Genomic DNA, 14,042 nt, shown 5'->3' with positions numbered 1-14,042 from the left:
GGCCAGAACAGCGATCAGGCAAGCTGGCGATCAGTCGTGCCAGCAGCTTTCGACTCCAGGCCATACGCACCGGCGCCAAAGGCCGCCACTTGCAACAGGCCACCAGCCATGGCCAGGTTTTTCAGCAGGTGAATCAGCTGGTTCTGGTCGCCGATCGCATGGTGGAACACCAGGCCGGTCACGATGGAGAACAGCGCCAGCCCGAATGCCGCCAGCCGTGTTTTGACTCCGAGGGCGAGCATCAGGCCGCCCACCAGTTCAACGGCGATGGCGACCACCAAACCGACCGAGGCCAGTGGCAGGCCCATGGCCTCGATGTAGCCGATGGTGGCTGCCGGCGCCAGGATTTTCCCGATCCCGCTGAAGATAAAGATCGCTGCCAGCAGCACGCGGCCGATGACGGGGATAACGGAAGTGTGTTGAGTCGTGGTGTTCATGGTATTCCCTTTCAATTCAGATGATGAATATGTTGGTCAGTTACAGTGCTTACATCAGCTTTGCCGCGCGCAGCTGGGCGCCGATGCGCTCGATTTCCTTTTCGCCCTTGGCCAGCGCCGCTGCGCTGGTGTGCACCGAGTAGTAACCCGTTACCAGATCGTGCGGATGCTTGGGGGCGGAGCCGAGTACGAATTCGGTTGCACCCTGGGCGACGACATCGATTGCGCCCTCGCCTTCTTCAAAGACCGCCACTTCGCGGCCAATGACGGTGTGCGCCGTCTGCAGCGCGCCGCTGGCCACGGACACCCAGGCAACGTCATGCCCGGCAGGTGGCGTGTACGTCCATTGTTCGCCGTCGGCCAGCGTCACGTGCAGATAGTTGATCGACGCGCGCGGACGAATCGCGCTGCTCGCGTTGCCATAATTGCCGATGATGACGCGGGCCGGGCCATGGCTCTGCACGTCGTCCGGCGCCAGGTACTGGCTTTGCGCCGGACCGTTTTCATCTTCTTCCGGCAAGGCCAGCCAGAGCTGGAAGCCTTCGACGCGCTGGCCGGGCAGCGCGCCGCCGTCGTGCCATACACCGCCGCCGGCGCTCATCCACTCCACGCCGCCGGCCGGCAAGGTGCCTTGATGGCCGGTCGTTTCCTTGTATTCGATGGCGCCTTCGAGCACCACGGTGACGGTGGCGATGCCCGAATGCGGGTGCATGCCCATGTTGCTGCCGTTGGCACCGAGCTGAAACAGGTCGAGGAAGACGAACGGTTTGATCAGTTGGCCGATGTCGCCGGGGCTGACCAGGCGGTTGATGCCGCCGCGGGTGTGGCCTGCGGATCGCACCGCCAGTTGACGCTGGGCTGCCGCGGTTTGCTTGAGTTGCGCTTGATTCATGTTCATGACGTACTCCCTTCTTGTCGGTTGTTAGTGCATGAGTGAATCTTAGGCTTGCTCAAAGCATCGGAGAAGCCTATATAATTAGATCGATAGTATCCAAGGAGTAGATACATGCTTGACGGGATGTCGATGGACCAGCTACGGACCTTTATCGCCGCCGCCGACGAAGGGAGTTTTTCGGCCGCCGGCCGCAAGCTGCGCCGTGCGCAGTCGGTGGTGAGCACGACTTTGGCCAATCTGGAGTTGCAGGTAGGGTTTGCGCTGTTCGAGCGCACCGGCCGCTATCCCCAGCTGACCGAGGCTGGCCGGGCGATGCTGGAGCTGGCGCGCACGGCCGCGCACAGCATGGATGAATTCAAGGCCAAGGCGCGCAGCCTGGCGGAGGGACTCGAACCCGAGCTGGCCGTCGCGGTGGATGTGATGTATCCGATTGCCAATCTGACTGCGGCGGTGCAAGCCTTTCACGAGGCGTTTCCCTCGACGCCCTTGCGCCTGTACGTGGAAGCGCTGGGCGCGGTGCTGCAGCCCTTGTTGGACGGCAATTGCAGAGTCGCGGTGATCGGCTCGCTGCCGGAGATTCCAGCCGGCTGCGCGTCCGAGTTTTTGTTGAGCGTGGCGGCGGTGACGGTCGTCGCGCCGACGCATCCGCTGGCGGCGCTGCAAGGCATGGTGCCGCGCGCCGCCGCGGCCGAGCATATCCAGCTGGTGCTGACGGACCGCTCATCGCTCACCGCGGGGCGTAATTTCGGAGTGGTGTCCACGCGTGTCTGGCGCCTGGCGGACTTGGGCGCGAAGCATGCGTTCCTGCGGGCCGGACTGGGATGGGGGCACATGCCGCTGCACATGGTGGAAGACGACATCCGCAGCGGCGCGCTGGTGCCGATTCAGCTGGAAATGTTCGCAACAGCCGGCGCGGGCTTTTCAATGCATGCGATCCACCTGGCGGATAATCCGCCGGGCCGCGCCGGCCGCTGGTTCATCGACAAGCTGAAACAGGGCTAAGGATGAATGCTGATCTTGTCGCCGGGGCGCACGAGGTCGTACAGCACGCGCATCTGCTTGTCGTCGAGGGCGATGCAGCCCCAGGTCCAGTCGCTGCCGGCGCCTTTGCCGTGGATGAAAACATCGCCCCCCATCGGGGTGTGCTGGGATGGCGTGCGGCCCTGCCGGATCGCCGCCGCGATCGCCGCGTACTGGGCGCTTGAAATCACGCCGGCTTTGCGGCCCAGTGCGGCGTCATCGAGATTGGGATAACTGATGCCGAGCGACAGGTAGAACTGGCTCTGCGGATTCTTATGCGTGATGACGTAACTTCCCTCGGGCGTCTTGCGGTCGCCCTGGCGCAGCTTGCGTCCGGTTGGGGAGGCGCCAAGCCCGATCTTGAAGGTGCGGGTCATACCGTCGGCCTTGTACTCCAGGATGCGTTTGGCTTTGAATACGGTGATCTGCGCGGCCCACACCGGCAGACTGCTGAGCAGAAGGAAAAAGAAACTGGCTAAAAAGAAGTAGTTGCGCATGAGGGTGAACCGGTCGCACTGCGACGCGTTCGAGAGGCCGTTGTCGAACTGGCTATTTTGCACTGGTTCAAGCATGGCGTGGCAAAAATACTACGTGGTAACCGGCGCGGGCCCTGCCACTTCGATGATGGCGATGACTTGCGGCGCGACGCAAGCTGCCTGCCGTCTGCCCACGCGGGGCGACATCCCATCGACCTGCTCATCAGTTGCTCACATTGCCCATAATCAATGTGGTGCCCACCTCCATTGCATAGACTCAATTTTATGCCTTGCAGGAAGTCAGTGATCCTGCCCCACCGGGAGCTGCACCGTGATCGACCTTACCCTACTATTTTTCCGCTTCCCATGATGAATCTTCGCCGCCTGTCGAGCGCGCTGCTGATGTGCATGGCGCTCAGTTCCTGTTCCGAGACCGCACCGGCGCAGCTCACCGGTTACGTGGAGGGTGAGTTCGTACGGGTGGTGGCCCCGTTCGCCGGTGCCCTGGTCAAGCTGCATGTGCGGCGCGGCCAGCACATCGAAGCAGGCACGCCCCTGTTTTCGCTCGAAGATGAAAACGAGGCGTCGGCCCGCAAGATGGCCGCGGAGCGTCTGCAATCGGCCCAGGCCCACCTGGACGACCTGATGAAGGGCAAGCGGTCGGAGGAACTCGACGTCACCCGTTCGCAGCTGGCCCAGTCGGTGGCGATGGAAAAGATCTCCGCCACCCAGCTCGATACCAGCCGCGAGCTGGTCGCCAAGGGCTTCGTCTCCAGGGTGCAGGAAGAAACGGCGCAGGCCAACAACCTGCGCGACCGTGCCCGCATCGCCGAGCTGGAACATCAGCTCACGGCCTCCCAGCTGGGCGGACGTGTCGACCAGCTGCGCATCCAGAAAGCTGAAATCGCCGTCGCCAAGGCGCAGCTGCGCCAGTCCGACTGGCAGCTGCGCCAGAAGAGCGGCGTGGCCACCCGCGCCGGACTGGTATTCGACACCCTGTATTCGGAAGGCGACTGGATCGCCAGCGGCAACCAGGTGATCACGATTCTGCCGCCCGGCGCCATCAAGGTGCGGTTCTTCGCCAGCGCCGCGGCACTGGCCTCGCTCAAGGTCGGGCAGACGGTCAAGGTGCAGTGCGATGGCTGCGCCCGGGAGGTCGACGCGCGCATCAACTATATCTCGCCGCAGGCCGAATACACGCCGCCCGTCATCTACAGCAAGGATTCCCAGGCCAAGCTGGTGTTTCTGGTCGAAGCGCTGCCCGTCAATGCGCGCGACGGCTTTGCCCTGCATCCGGGCCAACCCATTCGCATCGGAATGCCACGATGAACCGCTGCGTTATCGACGTGCGCCAGCTGAACAAGCACTTTGGCGACAAGCACGTGGTCAAGGACCTGAGCATGCAGGTGCATGCCGGCGAGATTTTTGGCTTCCTCGGTCCCAACGGCAGCGGCAAGACCACGTCGATCCGCATGATGTGCGGCCTGCTGACGCCCGATTCGGGCAGCGGGACCTGCCTGGGGTTCGATGTCATCCGCGACAGTGCGCAGGTCAAGCGCCGCATCGGCTACATGACCCAGCGCTTCTCGCTGTGGGAAGACCTGACCATCCGCGAAAACCTCGATTTCATTGCGCGCATCTACGGCATGCCCAAGCGCCGCGCCGTCGTCGAGCGCACCCTGGAGCAGCTCAACCTCGGTTCGCGCAGCCACCAGCTGGCCGGCGCCCTGTCGGGCGGCTGGAAGCAGCGCGTGGCGCTGGCCGCCTGCATGCTGCACCAGCCCGAACTGCTGCTGCTCGACGAGCCCACCGCGGGCGTCGATCCGCAGGCCCGGCGCGACTTCTGGGAAGAGATCCATCTGCTGGCCGCGCAGGGCGTGTCGGTGCTGGTCAGCACCCACTACATGGACGAGGCCGAGCGCTGCCACAAGCTGGCCTACCTCTCTTACGGAAAGCTGCTGGTGCAGGGCACCGTCGACGAAGTCATCGCCAGCCAGGACCTGAGCACCTGGGTGCTCCATGGCGGCGCGATGGCGGGCGTGGCCCAGGCGCTGCGGGGCAGCCCCGGCGTCCACCAGATCATCATTTTCGGCAACAGCCTGCACGTGATCGGCGAGCAGGGCGACACGCTCGCGCACACCCTGGCCGAGCTGCATGGCCGCATGGCGTTCCGCTACGAGCAGATCGCCACGGGGCTGGAAGATACCTTTATCTACCTGATGAAGCGGGCCGAGGACAATTTCGCATGATGGAGACCATGATCCCGCCGCCCGCCTTGCCGGTGCGCTTTTCCCTGCTGCGCTGGTACGGCATCGTGCTCAAGGAATTCATCCAGCTGCGGCGCGACCGCCTGACCTTCGGCATGATCATCGGCATCCCGATCGTGCAGCTGCTGCTGTTCGGCTTCGCCATCAATGTCGACCCCAGGAACCTGCCCACGGCCGTTGTCGACCTGAACCAGTCGGAATTTAGCCGCAGCTTCGTCGCCGGCATGGAAAAGACGCGCTACTTCAGCATCGACCGCAATATCGCCGGCGAGGCGCAGGCCGATGCCGCCCTGGCCGCCGGCAAGGTGCAGTTCGTGGTCAGCATTCCGCCCGATTTCAGCCGCAAGCTGATGCGCGGCGAGCGCCCGGCCCTGCTGATCCAGGCCGACGCCACCGATCCGGCGTCGACCAGCAATGCGCTGGCGGCCATCACCCAGCTGTCGCACAACGTGCTGCAGAAGGACCTGCGTGGTGCCCTGTCCAAACTGAACGGCGGCGCCGCGCCGTTCGAGGTGCGCGTGCACCGCCTCTACAACGAAGAGGGCATCACCCAGTACAACATCGTGCCCGGCCTGATGGGCGTGATCCTGACCATGACCATGGTGCTGATGACCAGCCTGGCCATGACGCGCGAACGCGAGCGCGGCACCATGGAAAACCTGCTGGCCACGCCCACGCTGCCGCTGGAAATCATGACGGGAAAAATCACGCCCTACATCATGATTGGCCTGATCCAGGCAACGCTGACGATCGCCGCCGCCCGCTTCGTGTTCCACGTGCCGTTCGTGGGCAGCGTGCTGCAGCTGTACGTGGTGATCATGATTTTCATCGGCGCCAATCTGACGCTGGGCATCACGTTTTCTTCGCTGGCCCGCAACCAGCTGCAGGCGATGCAGATGACGTTCTTCTTTTTCCTGCCCTCGATTCTGCTGTCGGGATTCGCCTTTCCGTTTCGCGGCATGCCGCGCTGGGCCCAGTCGCTGGGCGAAGCGCTGCCGCTGACCCATTTCGTGCGGCTCGCGCGCGGCATTCTTTTGAAGGGCAACGGCTGGATCGAGCTGTGGCCCAACATCTGGCCCCTGCTGGCGTTCATCGCCGTGGTCATGGCAGTGGGCCTGATGCTGTTTCATAAAACCCTGGACTGAATCGCTCGTGACCAGGTGCGGCGGGACAGGGTATTCCTGGCCGGTGTGGCAGCAAATCGACGTGCCGGTTGTGAGGGCACGCCGACATCAACGCCGGCGCCGGCGCCAGCGCCGGTATTTTTCGACCATGTCAGGAGTCCCGTATGTCGCGCTACATATCGCTGTCCCTGGTGGCCATGGCCATCTGTACCCCGGCCGCTCACGCGAGCCTGTGCCGCCCCGCGGCCGCTAGTGAAATCGCCGGGTATGTGTCCCCTTTCAGTTCGCCGTCGATCATTTCGCCAGTCGACGGCACCTGCTGGGTCCCGGAAATCGCCATCGCCAGCCATGATGGCACCAGGCTGATGGCCAGCCTGTTCCTGCCCAAGGGGGCGGAAGGCGGCGCCGCATCGCCCGGCATCGTCATGGTGGGCAGCTGGGCCACGCCCGGCCAGTACGAATACATGGGGCAGGCACAGCGCCTGGCCAAGGGCGGCTACATCGTGCTCAGCTACACCGCGCGCGGCTTCTACAACTCGGAAGGACTGGCTGGCGTGGCCGCGCCGGCCGACGTGCGCGACGTCTCCAGTGTGCTCGACTGGCTGCAGGCCAATACTCCCGTCGACATGCAGAACGTCGGCGTGAGCGGCATTTCATACGGCGCCGGGCTGTCGATGATGGCGCTGGCGCAGGATGCGCGCTTCAAGACGGCGGTCGCGTTTTCAGGCTGGGGCCAATTGATGGACCAGATGTACCTCGACGGCAGCGCCAACTACACCTGGTCGAACGTGCTCAATCTGCTGGGCGCGGCCACCGGCCGGCGCGATCCCCTGGTCGACCGGCAGGTGCGGATACTGAATGATCCGGACAGCACCAGCGCGCAGATCGCCGACGTAACCGCGTGGGCCGCACCGCGCTCGCCGTCGCAGTTCATCGCCCAGATCAACCAGCGCAATGCGCCGGTCTTCATCAGCAAGAACCTCCAGGACGATATGTTCACGGCCAATTCCAGCATGGCCATGTTCAGCGCCCTGACAGGACCGAAAAAGCTGCTGCTCAATAAGGGCATCCATGCCTTGACCGAATTTCCGGGCGCGCTGCTGGGTGAAGACAACTACCCGTACGACGAAGCGCGCCGCTGGTTCGACCGTTTTCTCAAGGGCGTGCGCAACGGTGTCGACACCGAGCCGCAAGTGTCGATGCAGGTGCGTCCGGCCAACGTGCGCGAGTCCTTCGGCACCTGGCCGGCGCCGGAAGTGGCGGAGCAGACGTGGCACCTGACGCCGCGCGGCGCGCTGCGCTTCGATTTTTCCTGCTTCTGCCGCAAGGGCGACAAGGGCACCCTATCGGCCGTGCGCAACAGCAGCAGTGCGACCGACACCATCCATAACTTTTCCGATACCACCGCCACCACGGGCCCGCTGCCGCTGTTGGCCAGCATCCGCGCCGCCAACGATATCGCCGTCGTCACGATGATGCAGAGCGTCGGCCTGAGCACCGGCGTGCGCTACGAAGGTGCCGCTTTGGCCACGCCGCTGAAGATTCGCGGCGTCCCGCGCCTGACGGTGCAGGTGGCGCCATCGCAGGCGCGCGCGCAGCTGGTGGCGTATCTGTACGACGTCGATGCGATCGGCATCGCCAGGCTGATTACCTACGGTTCGCGCAGCGTACATGCGGCCGTGCCGGGCCAGACCGTGCGCTATCCGATCGAGCTGTCGGCAGCCGCGTACGACATCCCGGCCGGACACCACCTGGGCATCGTGATCGATACGGCCGATCCCCTGTACGCGCCGGCCGTGCGCCCGGGCGAACGTTTCAGCATGAGGCTTGTATTTGACCGGGCCCTGGAATCGACGCTGGTACTGCCGGTGCGGCAGCAATAAAGCACGAAAACACGCTCGCCCGCCGCGGGAGCCCTGAAGTCAAGCCTGACCGGAGAATACTGTGGAACTGATGGAACTGGAACGCGAAAACATGTGCCTGATTGGCGCCTCGTCGATGGACGACTGGGTCAGCTATCAAAAAACCAGCAACAGCAAGGAGGAGCTTCAGGTGGTGCTGCTGACCCACCCGCGCGACGAAACCGATCTGCCGCGCCTGCTGCCGTGGAGCGAACACCTGACCACGCAGGACCGGCGCGCCCTCACGCGCCTGCTGATGCCGGTGTTCGGCGAAATCATCAAGACGCCGGCCCTGAACGCGGGCATCCTGTTCCTGCCCATGTATGCCGACGAAATGATCAATCCGCGCACCCGCGCGCACTGCCGCAAGGTGCTCGAAGAGACGGCGCTGGAGATCGCGGCAAGGGCGGGCGCCAAGATGATTTGCCTGGGCGGGCTGACCGGCGCGCTGTCGCTGTACGGGCGCCGGCTGCTGGGCAAGGCCAATGAACTGGGTCTGCAGATTACCACCGGCCATTCGATGACGGCCGTCTCCGTGCTGCGCACCTATCTGCGCGCGCTGGACGACCTGCGCATCGAGCACGCCAGCGCCACCATGGCCGTCATCGGGGTTGGCAGCATCGGCGGCTCGTTCACCCAACTGCTTGCGCGCCAGCGCCGGCGGCCCGGGCGCATCGTGCTGGTCGATACGCCGAGCCGCGCCGACCATGTCAGGCGTTATGCCGAACAGCTGCAGGCCGCCAGCGGCATTGGCGTCGAGGTGGAATTCACCTCGTCGGCGGGCGCGTTGTCGATCGATAGCGCGACCTACCGGTCGCGCTTCGTGATCAGCGCCGTCAGCACCGCCAACATCATCGACATCGACCGGGTGGCGCCGGGCACCGTGCTGATCGACGACAGCCAGCCGTACTGCTGGTCGCGCCAGTCGGCCTGGGAGCGCGTGCGTGCGCGCCAGGATATCGCGCCGTGCGAAGCGGGCCTGATCGATTGCAGCAGCATCGGCTACCGCTCCAGGTTCAGCTTCGACTTCGCCGACCAGGACGAGACAGGCGAATCGAGCACCTCATGGTCGTGCATGGCCGAAGGCCTGCTGCGCGTGGTGGCGCCGGACCTGCCGCCCACCATCGGCGAGCCCTGCATCGACAACCTGCTGGCCTACGACGAGGCGTTCGGCAAGTGCGGCCTGAAGGTGCCCGCTCTCCAGTGCGGCAACCACAAGCTGCCCATCGACGAAATCCGCAAGCACTTTTCCGCCTGAGATGACGGCCCGCCCCTTCACCCATTGATGCGGACACCCCCATGACGTCAATCCACCGTAGCGAGCAATTCTGCAGCCAGTGCGGCATGCCGCACGAATATGACCGTTTCACCGTCGGCGCGCCGCAAGCGCTGGCGCAGCATGCGCAGCTGTGTTCCTATTGCGCCGACCCGGCCACGGCCGCCACCGGCACCTACCGCGACAGCGCCGATAACACCTGGGTGCTCGACATGCTGCTCAACATCTATAAAACGGGCAGCGACGGCAAGCGCGCGCTGGCCCGCATGGTCAGCCTGGCCAAGGTGGCGATCCCGTCCAAGGTGCAGGTGCTGGCGGCCCTGGTCGAGAGCCTGCCGCACCGGCGCACCGGGTCGGACTACGACGCGCTGGTGCTCTATAGCGGCGGCAAGGATTCGTCGTACATGCTCATCAAGCTGGCCGAAAGGGGGCTGCGGGTGTGCGCGTGGATGCTGGACCAGGGCTACCAGTCGGCCACGGCGATCGCCAATGCCCAGCGTCTGTGCGACAAGCTGGGCGTCACCTTGGTAATCGAACGTCCGCAGCGCACATCGATGGACACCCTGTTCAGGACCGGCTTCGAGGTCGGAAAGTCGTCGGCGAACGTGGAGCTCACGCGCGCGGTGATGACCTATGGTTCGGCGTGCATGCCGTGTTTTGCCGCCATTGCCGCCGCCTCGACGCGCTTTTGCGAAACCCATCATATCCCGCTGTGCTTCATCGGCACCCAGGAAGGGCAGAACCGGCTTGACCTGAACGGCAAACCGGCGCTGGCCGGACAGGGCTTGCCGCGTCTGGACGCGCTGGTGCGCAAGTTCGTCACGCCGTTCAGGAACCATGCGCAGCAGACCCACCCCGAAGCGGCCGCAATCCTCGCCAACGGCGCCTGCGACACGGTGCTCATCCCTTTCTATGAATTCGTCAAGAAGCCGGAGTTCGACGACCAGATCCGGATGCTGGAGGAAGCGGGCTGGGAGATGCCGAAGAATACGGGCGCCTGCAGCACCAACTGCATGATGAATGAACTGGGCCGCAAGGTCATGCGCACCCGCTTCGGCTTCGACCTGTACCAGGTCATCGAGGCGCACGAACGGCGCATGGACAACGGCGCGCCGCCCGCGGTGGCGACACTGGAGCCGGCCCTCGATGACGACGCGGTCTACCTGGGCGCCACGCTGATCGGCCTGAGCGAATCGGAAATGAGCGAATTTAACATCAAGAAGGTGAAAAACCATGGCGAACATTGAGAACAGCGAATACTACTCGCTGATGGACAGGGTCGCGAGCAAGGCCGTGCGGGGCTTGTCGGCCATTGTCGGCGTCAAGAACATCATGCTGCCGTTCTGGAACCGCTGGCGCGCCTCGCTGATCGGCGAAGAGACCATCAACAAATTCCTGGGCAGTATCAACACCATCAACGACTGGCCTGACGCGGTCATCAAGATCATCGGCGAAGAGCAGGCCAAGCTGCAGGCCATCATGGCCAGCGGTACCCAGGGCGAGCAGATCACCGCCCTGCGGCGCCTGTCCTACCTGTGCCACATGGGCCAGTGGGGCTGCCTGGGGCTGACCGATCAGAAGCGCTATTGCTACCGCCTCTCGCGCGGTTATTACATCGCCGCCGAACAGCAGGCCCACGGCGCGTCCTACCGGCGCGTTGGCGTGCCGTGGAAGGGCGCGACCTGCTGGGGCAACCTGCATCTGCCCAAGACGGGCAGCGGACCGTTTCCGCTGGTGGTGATCATCCACGGCATGGACGACACCAAGGAAGAGCACCTGACGACCGAAAACGCGCTGCAGGAACGGGGCTACGCCGTGTTCTGCTTCGACGGTCCCGGCCAGGGCGAGGCCCTGTTCTGCGACGAGATCGTGTGGCCCGAAGACTTCAACGACTTCACCAGCGCAGCCATCGACGTGCTGTGCGCGCAGCATGACTGCGACAGCCAGCGGGTGGGCGTGATCGGCATCAGTTGGGGCGGCACCTGGGCAATCAAGCTGGCCGCCAGCGACAAGCGCATCAAGGGTGTGCTCGATCTGGGCGGGCCAATCAACGCGAGCACCTTCATGAAGATTCCCTTTTTCCTGAAGAGTAAATCGTTCCAGGTGCTGGGCCCCGTGGCCAGCCAGCACGTGGAGAACAATACGGCGTTCGCCATCGACAGCATCGACCTGCTCAGGGAAGTGGGCTGCCCGGTACGCATCGTCCATGGCGACAAGGACCCGCTGGTCAAGACGAGCGACAAACAGTGGCTGCTCGACCGGCTCGATGAACTGCATCCGGACGTGCGTCATTCCCTGCTGGTCCATCCCACGGGCGACCACTGCTGCACCGGCCAGGCGGCGCAAGTGCGCGCCGACACGGCGGCGTTCTTCGACGAAGCGCTGGCCGCACGCGAAGTCGAAGCGGCGGGTGCTTGAGCATGCGGATGCGTGTAGCGTTGGGATGCCTGGCCTGGACGCTGTGCGGCACGGTCCAGGCGCAAACGCAGGTGCCGGGATGCGCTGGCCTGGACGGGCCAGCGCCGCCGCTGGTGATCAATGGCGCGGGCGTGAGCAGCAAGGCGTTCGTCGACCTGTATGCGGCCGAACTGTATCTGCCTGCCAAGCAGACGGACGCCGCATCCATTCTGGCGTCCGCTGGCGACAAGTCGCTGGTCATGCGCATCCGGTTTTTTGGCCTGAGCGGCGCGCTGATTGCCGAGCGGCTGCGCGCAGGCCTGCGCGCCAACACCAGCGCCGACGAATTTCGCCAGGCGCAGCCGCATATTGCCGCCATCGATGCCATGCTGGGCAGCGGCACGCCGCTCGTCCGTGGCGACGTGCTGCGTTTTGACTGGCGTGCCGGCGGTGTGCGCTTCACCGTCAATGGCGTGGTGCGCGGCTGTATCGAGGATGCCGCGTTTCCCGCCCAGTTACTGCGGGTGTGGCTGGGATCGGAGCCTGTCAACCCCGCGTTGAAGCAGCGCTTGCTGGGCATTCCCGATTGACCACGCCAGGCGCACCGTTGTTGGCCGATACCAGATGCGCGTCGACCAGGGGCGCGATGGTGGCGGCAAGCCGATTGGCCAGATCGTGGCCGCCGCCGGCGACAACGTGCAGAGTGCTTTCAGCAAACATGCCGTGCAGGCGGGCGCCGACCGCCACCGGACTGATCGTATCGGCGTCGCCCCACACCAGCAAGGTGGGCACGCGCAGGGTTTTGATGGCGTCGCTGAGGTCGCTCCGATAATCAATCAGCCAGCGCGGCACAGTCGGGTTGGCCGCAAGGAAGGCGCCGCGCCAATCCTCGGCGCGCAGGTCGGCCATGTCGACACCGCCGGACGTGACGGCCAGCACCAGATGGGTAACCAGATCCGGCCGCTTCAGTGCCGCCAGGACCGCGACGACGCCGCCCATCGACTGGGCGATCAGGGCGCAGGGACGGTCGATCTGATCGAGCACCAGCGCGACCAGCCCATCCATTCCTTCGATCCCGGGATCGGCCGGCACCACGCCAAAGCCGGGCCAGCCCAGCAGGCAGCGCGCTGCCGGATGCGCCAGCAAATCCGACGCCGGCTGCCAGAAAGCCGGATTGCCGCCGGCGCCGGGAAGGAAAATCAGTTTTTCTGGTGTGGACATGCTGTGTGACACAAATAGATCAGGGTGGACCGACCGTCTATTGCCCAGGCTGTGGACGGGAAAACTGACTGCTCACGGGCGAGTAATACGCCAGCGCCATGACGGCGCCCCACACCATGGCAGTTATTTCCACCAGTATGTAATCGAGCCACGAGAAGAGCCACGGCCCCGAAAAAGGCAGGACGATGATGATAGCGACGGTGAAGTACAGCGAGAAGCTCCGGGCCCACGACTTGAACGTGAACATGCCGATCACGCCTGCAAACGAACCGATGGCAAGAGGAAGGAGTATCGAGAGGGAAAGCGGAAAATTGGCTACGTCCGAGCTATGCGGCTCCGCTTCCCACGCCGCCTGCATCGCAGGCGGGATGAGGTGAGAGAAATGCCAGCCGACAGCAGGTTGCGCAATACACAGGATGATGTACAGGGACAAAAGGAGGCGAAAGCGAAATACGGTCATGGGCGGGTCGCGGTGCGCTCGAAATTGCGTTGATGAAATTTGATGGATGTCGTGTCGACCTGACACGAGGTGATGTCGTCCCATCCCGGTATTGTACTCATCTGCCTTCCGGTGGCTGCCACAGCTCGAGTTTGTTGCCGTCCGGGTCCATAACCCATCCGAACTTGCCCAACTCCGATTCATCGACCTTGTCCTCTACCTGGCATCCTTCGGCGCGCAGCGCGGCCAACAGGGCATGCAGGTCGGCCACCCGATAGTTGATCATGAAGGCGGACGGACTCGGAGCGAAGTGATTCGTGTCTTCCTTGAAGGCACTCCACACCGTAGTGCCGATGCCTGCCGGATTATCCGGGCCGGACCATCGGAAAGCGACGCCGCCCCACTCCTCGAGCTCGAAGCCGAGATGAACCCGATACCACTCGGCCAGCCGCTTCGGGTCCGCAGATTTGAAGAACACACCACCAATACCGGTAACACGCTTCATGTCGGGCTCCTGACGTTTCCATGGTTCGCGTCGCCTCCGACGCCATACCTTCATCATACCGAAAATCCGCACGCCTTCCGCCGC

General features: G+C 64.2%; 15 protein-coding genes. 9 read left to right on the top strand and 6 right to left on the bottom strand.

Annotated features, from left to right (window positions below; translation table 11 throughout):
- Nucleotides 1–14 precede the first annotated feature (14 nt).
- Complete coding sequence (locus RBA40_RS13465; protein ID WP_306648361.1) at nucleotides 15–437, bottom strand: DoxX family protein; 423 nt, start codon at nucleotides 435–437, stop codon at nucleotides 15–17.
- 49 nt (nucleotides 438–486) lie between these two features.
- Nucleotides 487–1,335, bottom strand: coding sequence for a pirin family protein (locus RBA40_RS13460; RefSeq protein WP_306648360.1), 849 nt, complete (start codon nucleotides 1,333–1,335; stop codon nucleotides 487–489).
- A gap of 108 nt (nucleotides 1,336–1,443) precedes the next feature.
- Here RBA40_RS13460 and RBA40_RS13455 point away from each other — a divergent pair, with 108 nt between their 5' ends.
- Nucleotides 1,444–2,334 (top strand): LysR family transcriptional regulator, encoded by an 891-nt coding sequence (locus tag RBA40_RS13455; RefSeq protein ID WP_306648359.1) that lies wholly within the window; start codon nucleotides 1,444–1,446, stop codon nucleotides 2,332–2,334.
- Here RBA40_RS13455 and RBA40_RS13450 read toward each other — a convergent pair.
- The gene (locus tag RBA40_RS13450) at nucleotides 2,331–2,924 is read right to left on the bottom strand and encodes a L,D-transpeptidase family protein (protein WP_306648358.1); all 594 of its coding nucleotides are present in this window, start codon (nucleotides 2,922–2,924) and stop codon (nucleotides 2,331–2,333) included. The genes RBA40_RS13455 and RBA40_RS13450 overlap by 4 nt on opposite strands.
- Before the next feature lie 270 nt (nucleotides 2,925–3,194).
- Here RBA40_RS13450 and RBA40_RS13445 point away from each other — a divergent pair, with 270 nt between their 5' ends.
- From RBA40_RS13445 to RBA40_RS13410, 8 genes are all read left to right on the top strand, one after another.
- Nucleotides 3,195–4,157 (top strand): HlyD family secretion protein, encoded by a 963-nt coding sequence (locus tag RBA40_RS13445; protein WP_306648357.1) that lies wholly within the window; start codon nucleotides 3,195–3,197, stop codon nucleotides 4,155–4,157.
- Nucleotides 4,154–5,077, top strand: a complete 924-nt coding sequence (locus RBA40_RS13440) for an ABC transporter ATP-binding protein (protein ID WP_099873761.1) — start codon at nucleotides 4,154–4,156, stop codon at nucleotides 5,075–5,077. The genes RBA40_RS13445 and RBA40_RS13440 overlap by 4 nt, the downstream gene beginning before the upstream one ends.
- Nucleotides 5,077–6,240: an ABC transporter permease gene (locus RBA40_RS13435; protein ID WP_306648452.1), complete on the top strand. Its 1,164-nt coding sequence runs from the start codon at nucleotides 5,077–5,079 to the stop codon at nucleotides 6,238–6,240. The genes RBA40_RS13440 and RBA40_RS13435 overlap by 1 nt, the downstream gene beginning before the upstream one ends.
- Before the next feature lie 143 nt (nucleotides 6,241–6,383).
- A complete protein-coding gene (locus RBA40_RS13430) occupies nucleotides 6,384–8,102 on the top strand; it encodes an alpha/beta fold hydrolase (RefSeq protein ID WP_306648356.1) in 1,719 nt (572 codons plus the stop codon).
- Nucleotides 8,103–8,163: 61 nt separating this feature from the next.
- Nucleotides 8,164–9,378 carry a hypothetical protein gene (locus RBA40_RS13425; protein WP_306648355.1) on the top strand — a complete coding sequence of 405 codons (1,215 nt, stop codon included), beginning with the start codon at nucleotides 8,164–8,166 and terminating at the stop codon, nucleotides 9,376–9,378.
- A gap of 41 nt (nucleotides 9,379–9,419) precedes the next feature.
- Nucleotides 9,420–10,643, top strand: coding sequence for an adenine nucleotide alpha hydrolase family protein (locus tag RBA40_RS13420; protein WP_306648353.1), 1,224 nt, complete (start codon nucleotides 9,420–9,422; stop codon nucleotides 10,641–10,643).
- The gene (locus tag RBA40_RS13415; RefSeq protein WP_306648352.1) at nucleotides 10,630–11,814 is read left to right on the top strand and encodes an alpha/beta hydrolase family protein; all 1,185 of its coding nucleotides are present in this window, start codon (nucleotides 10,630–10,632) and stop codon (nucleotides 11,812–11,814) included. The genes RBA40_RS13420 and RBA40_RS13415 overlap by 14 nt, the downstream gene beginning before the upstream one ends.
- Nucleotides 11,815–11,816: 2 nt before the next feature.
- Nucleotides 11,817–12,383, top strand: a complete 567-nt coding sequence (locus RBA40_RS13410) for a chalcone isomerase family protein (protein ID WP_306648351.1) — start codon at nucleotides 11,817–11,819, stop codon at nucleotides 12,381–12,383.
- Here RBA40_RS13410 and RBA40_RS13405 read toward each other — a convergent pair.
- From RBA40_RS13405 to RBA40_RS13395, 3 genes are all read right to left on the bottom strand, one after another.
- Nucleotides 12,340–13,014: an alpha/beta fold hydrolase gene (locus RBA40_RS13405; protein ID WP_306648350.1), complete on the bottom strand. Its 675-nt coding sequence runs from the start codon at nucleotides 13,012–13,014 to the stop codon at nucleotides 12,340–12,342. The two genes, RBA40_RS13410 and RBA40_RS13405, sit on opposite strands and share 44 nt — an antisense overlap.
- 37 nt (nucleotides 13,015–13,051) lie before the next feature.
- Entirely contained in the window at nucleotides 13,052–13,474 is a 423-nt protein-coding gene (locus tag RBA40_RS13400; protein WP_306648349.1) for a hypothetical protein, read from the bottom strand.
- Between the two features lie 97 nt (nucleotides 13,475–13,571).
- Nucleotides 13,572–13,958, bottom strand: a complete 387-nt coding sequence (locus tag RBA40_RS13395) for a VOC family protein (RefSeq protein WP_306648348.1) — start codon at nucleotides 13,956–13,958, stop codon at nucleotides 13,572–13,574.
- Between the last annotated feature and the right edge of the window lie 84 nt (nucleotides 13,959–14,042).

The organism is Massilia pseudoviolaceinigra (assembly GCF_030846505.1).
GTDB classification, from domain to species: domain Bacteria; phylum Pseudomonadota; class Gammaproteobacteria; order Burkholderiales; family Burkholderiaceae_D; genus Telluria_A; species Telluria_A violaceinigra.
The sequence above is the reverse complement of the archived record's forward strand: the minus strand, read 5'-3'. Positions and strand labels throughout refer to the sequence as shown.

What these genes read in the sequence shown, in the direction of transcription:
- RBA40_RS13400 (WP_306648349.1), bottom strand. Translation starts at nt 13,474, where the DNA reads ATGACCGTATTTCGCTTTCGCCTCCTTTTGTCCCTGTACATCATCCTG.
- RBA40_RS13430 (WP_306648356.1), top strand. Translation starts at nt 6,384, where the DNA reads ATGTCGCGCTACATATCGCTGTCCCTGGTGGCCATGGCCATCTGTACC.
- RBA40_RS13405 (WP_306648350.1), bottom strand. Translation starts at nt 13,014, where the DNA reads ATGTCCACACCAGAAAAACTGATTTTCCTTCCCGGCGCCGGCGGCAAT.
- RBA40_RS13395 (WP_306648348.1), bottom strand. Translation starts at nt 13,958, where the DNA reads ATGAAGCGTGTTACCGGTATTGGTGGTGTGTTCTTCAAATCTGCGGAC.
- RBA40_RS13420 (WP_306648353.1), top strand. Translation starts at nt 9,420, where the DNA reads ATGACGTCAATCCACCGTAGCGAGCAATTCTGCAGCCAGTGCGGCATG.
- RBA40_RS13415 (WP_306648352.1), top strand. Translation starts at nt 10,630, where the DNA reads ATGGCGAACATTGAGAACAGCGAATACTACTCGCTGATGGACAGGGTC.
- RBA40_RS13455 (WP_306648359.1), top strand. Translation starts at nt 1,444, where the DNA reads ATGCTTGACGGGATGTCGATGGACCAGCTACGGACCTTTATCGCCGCC.
- RBA40_RS13410 (WP_306648351.1), top strand. Translation starts at nt 11,817, where the DNA reads ATGCGGATGCGTGTAGCGTTGGGATGCCTGGCCTGGACGCTGTGCGGC.
- RBA40_RS13445 (WP_306648357.1), top strand. Translation starts at nt 3,195, where the DNA reads ATGATGAATCTTCGCCGCCTGTCGAGCGCGCTGCTGATGTGCATGGCG.
- RBA40_RS13440 (WP_099873761.1), top strand. Translation starts at nt 4,154, where the DNA reads ATGAACCGCTGCGTTATCGACGTGCGCCAGCTGAACAAGCACTTTGGC.
- RBA40_RS13435 (WP_306648452.1), top strand. Translation starts at nt 5,077, where the DNA reads ATGGAGACCATGATCCCGCCGCCCGCCTTGCCGGTGCGCTTTTCCCTG.
- RBA40_RS13460 (WP_306648360.1), bottom strand. Translation starts at nt 1,335, where the DNA reads ATGAACATGAATCAAGCGCAACTCAAGCAAACCGCGGCAGCCCAGCGT.
- RBA40_RS13450 (WP_306648358.1), bottom strand. Translation starts at nt 2,924, where the DNA reads ATGCTTGAACCAGTGCAAAATAGCCAGTTCGACAACGGCCTCTCGAAC.
- RBA40_RS13465 (WP_306648361.1), bottom strand. Translation starts at nt 437, where the DNA reads ATGAACACCACGACTCAACACACTTCCGTTATCCCCGTCATCGGCCGC.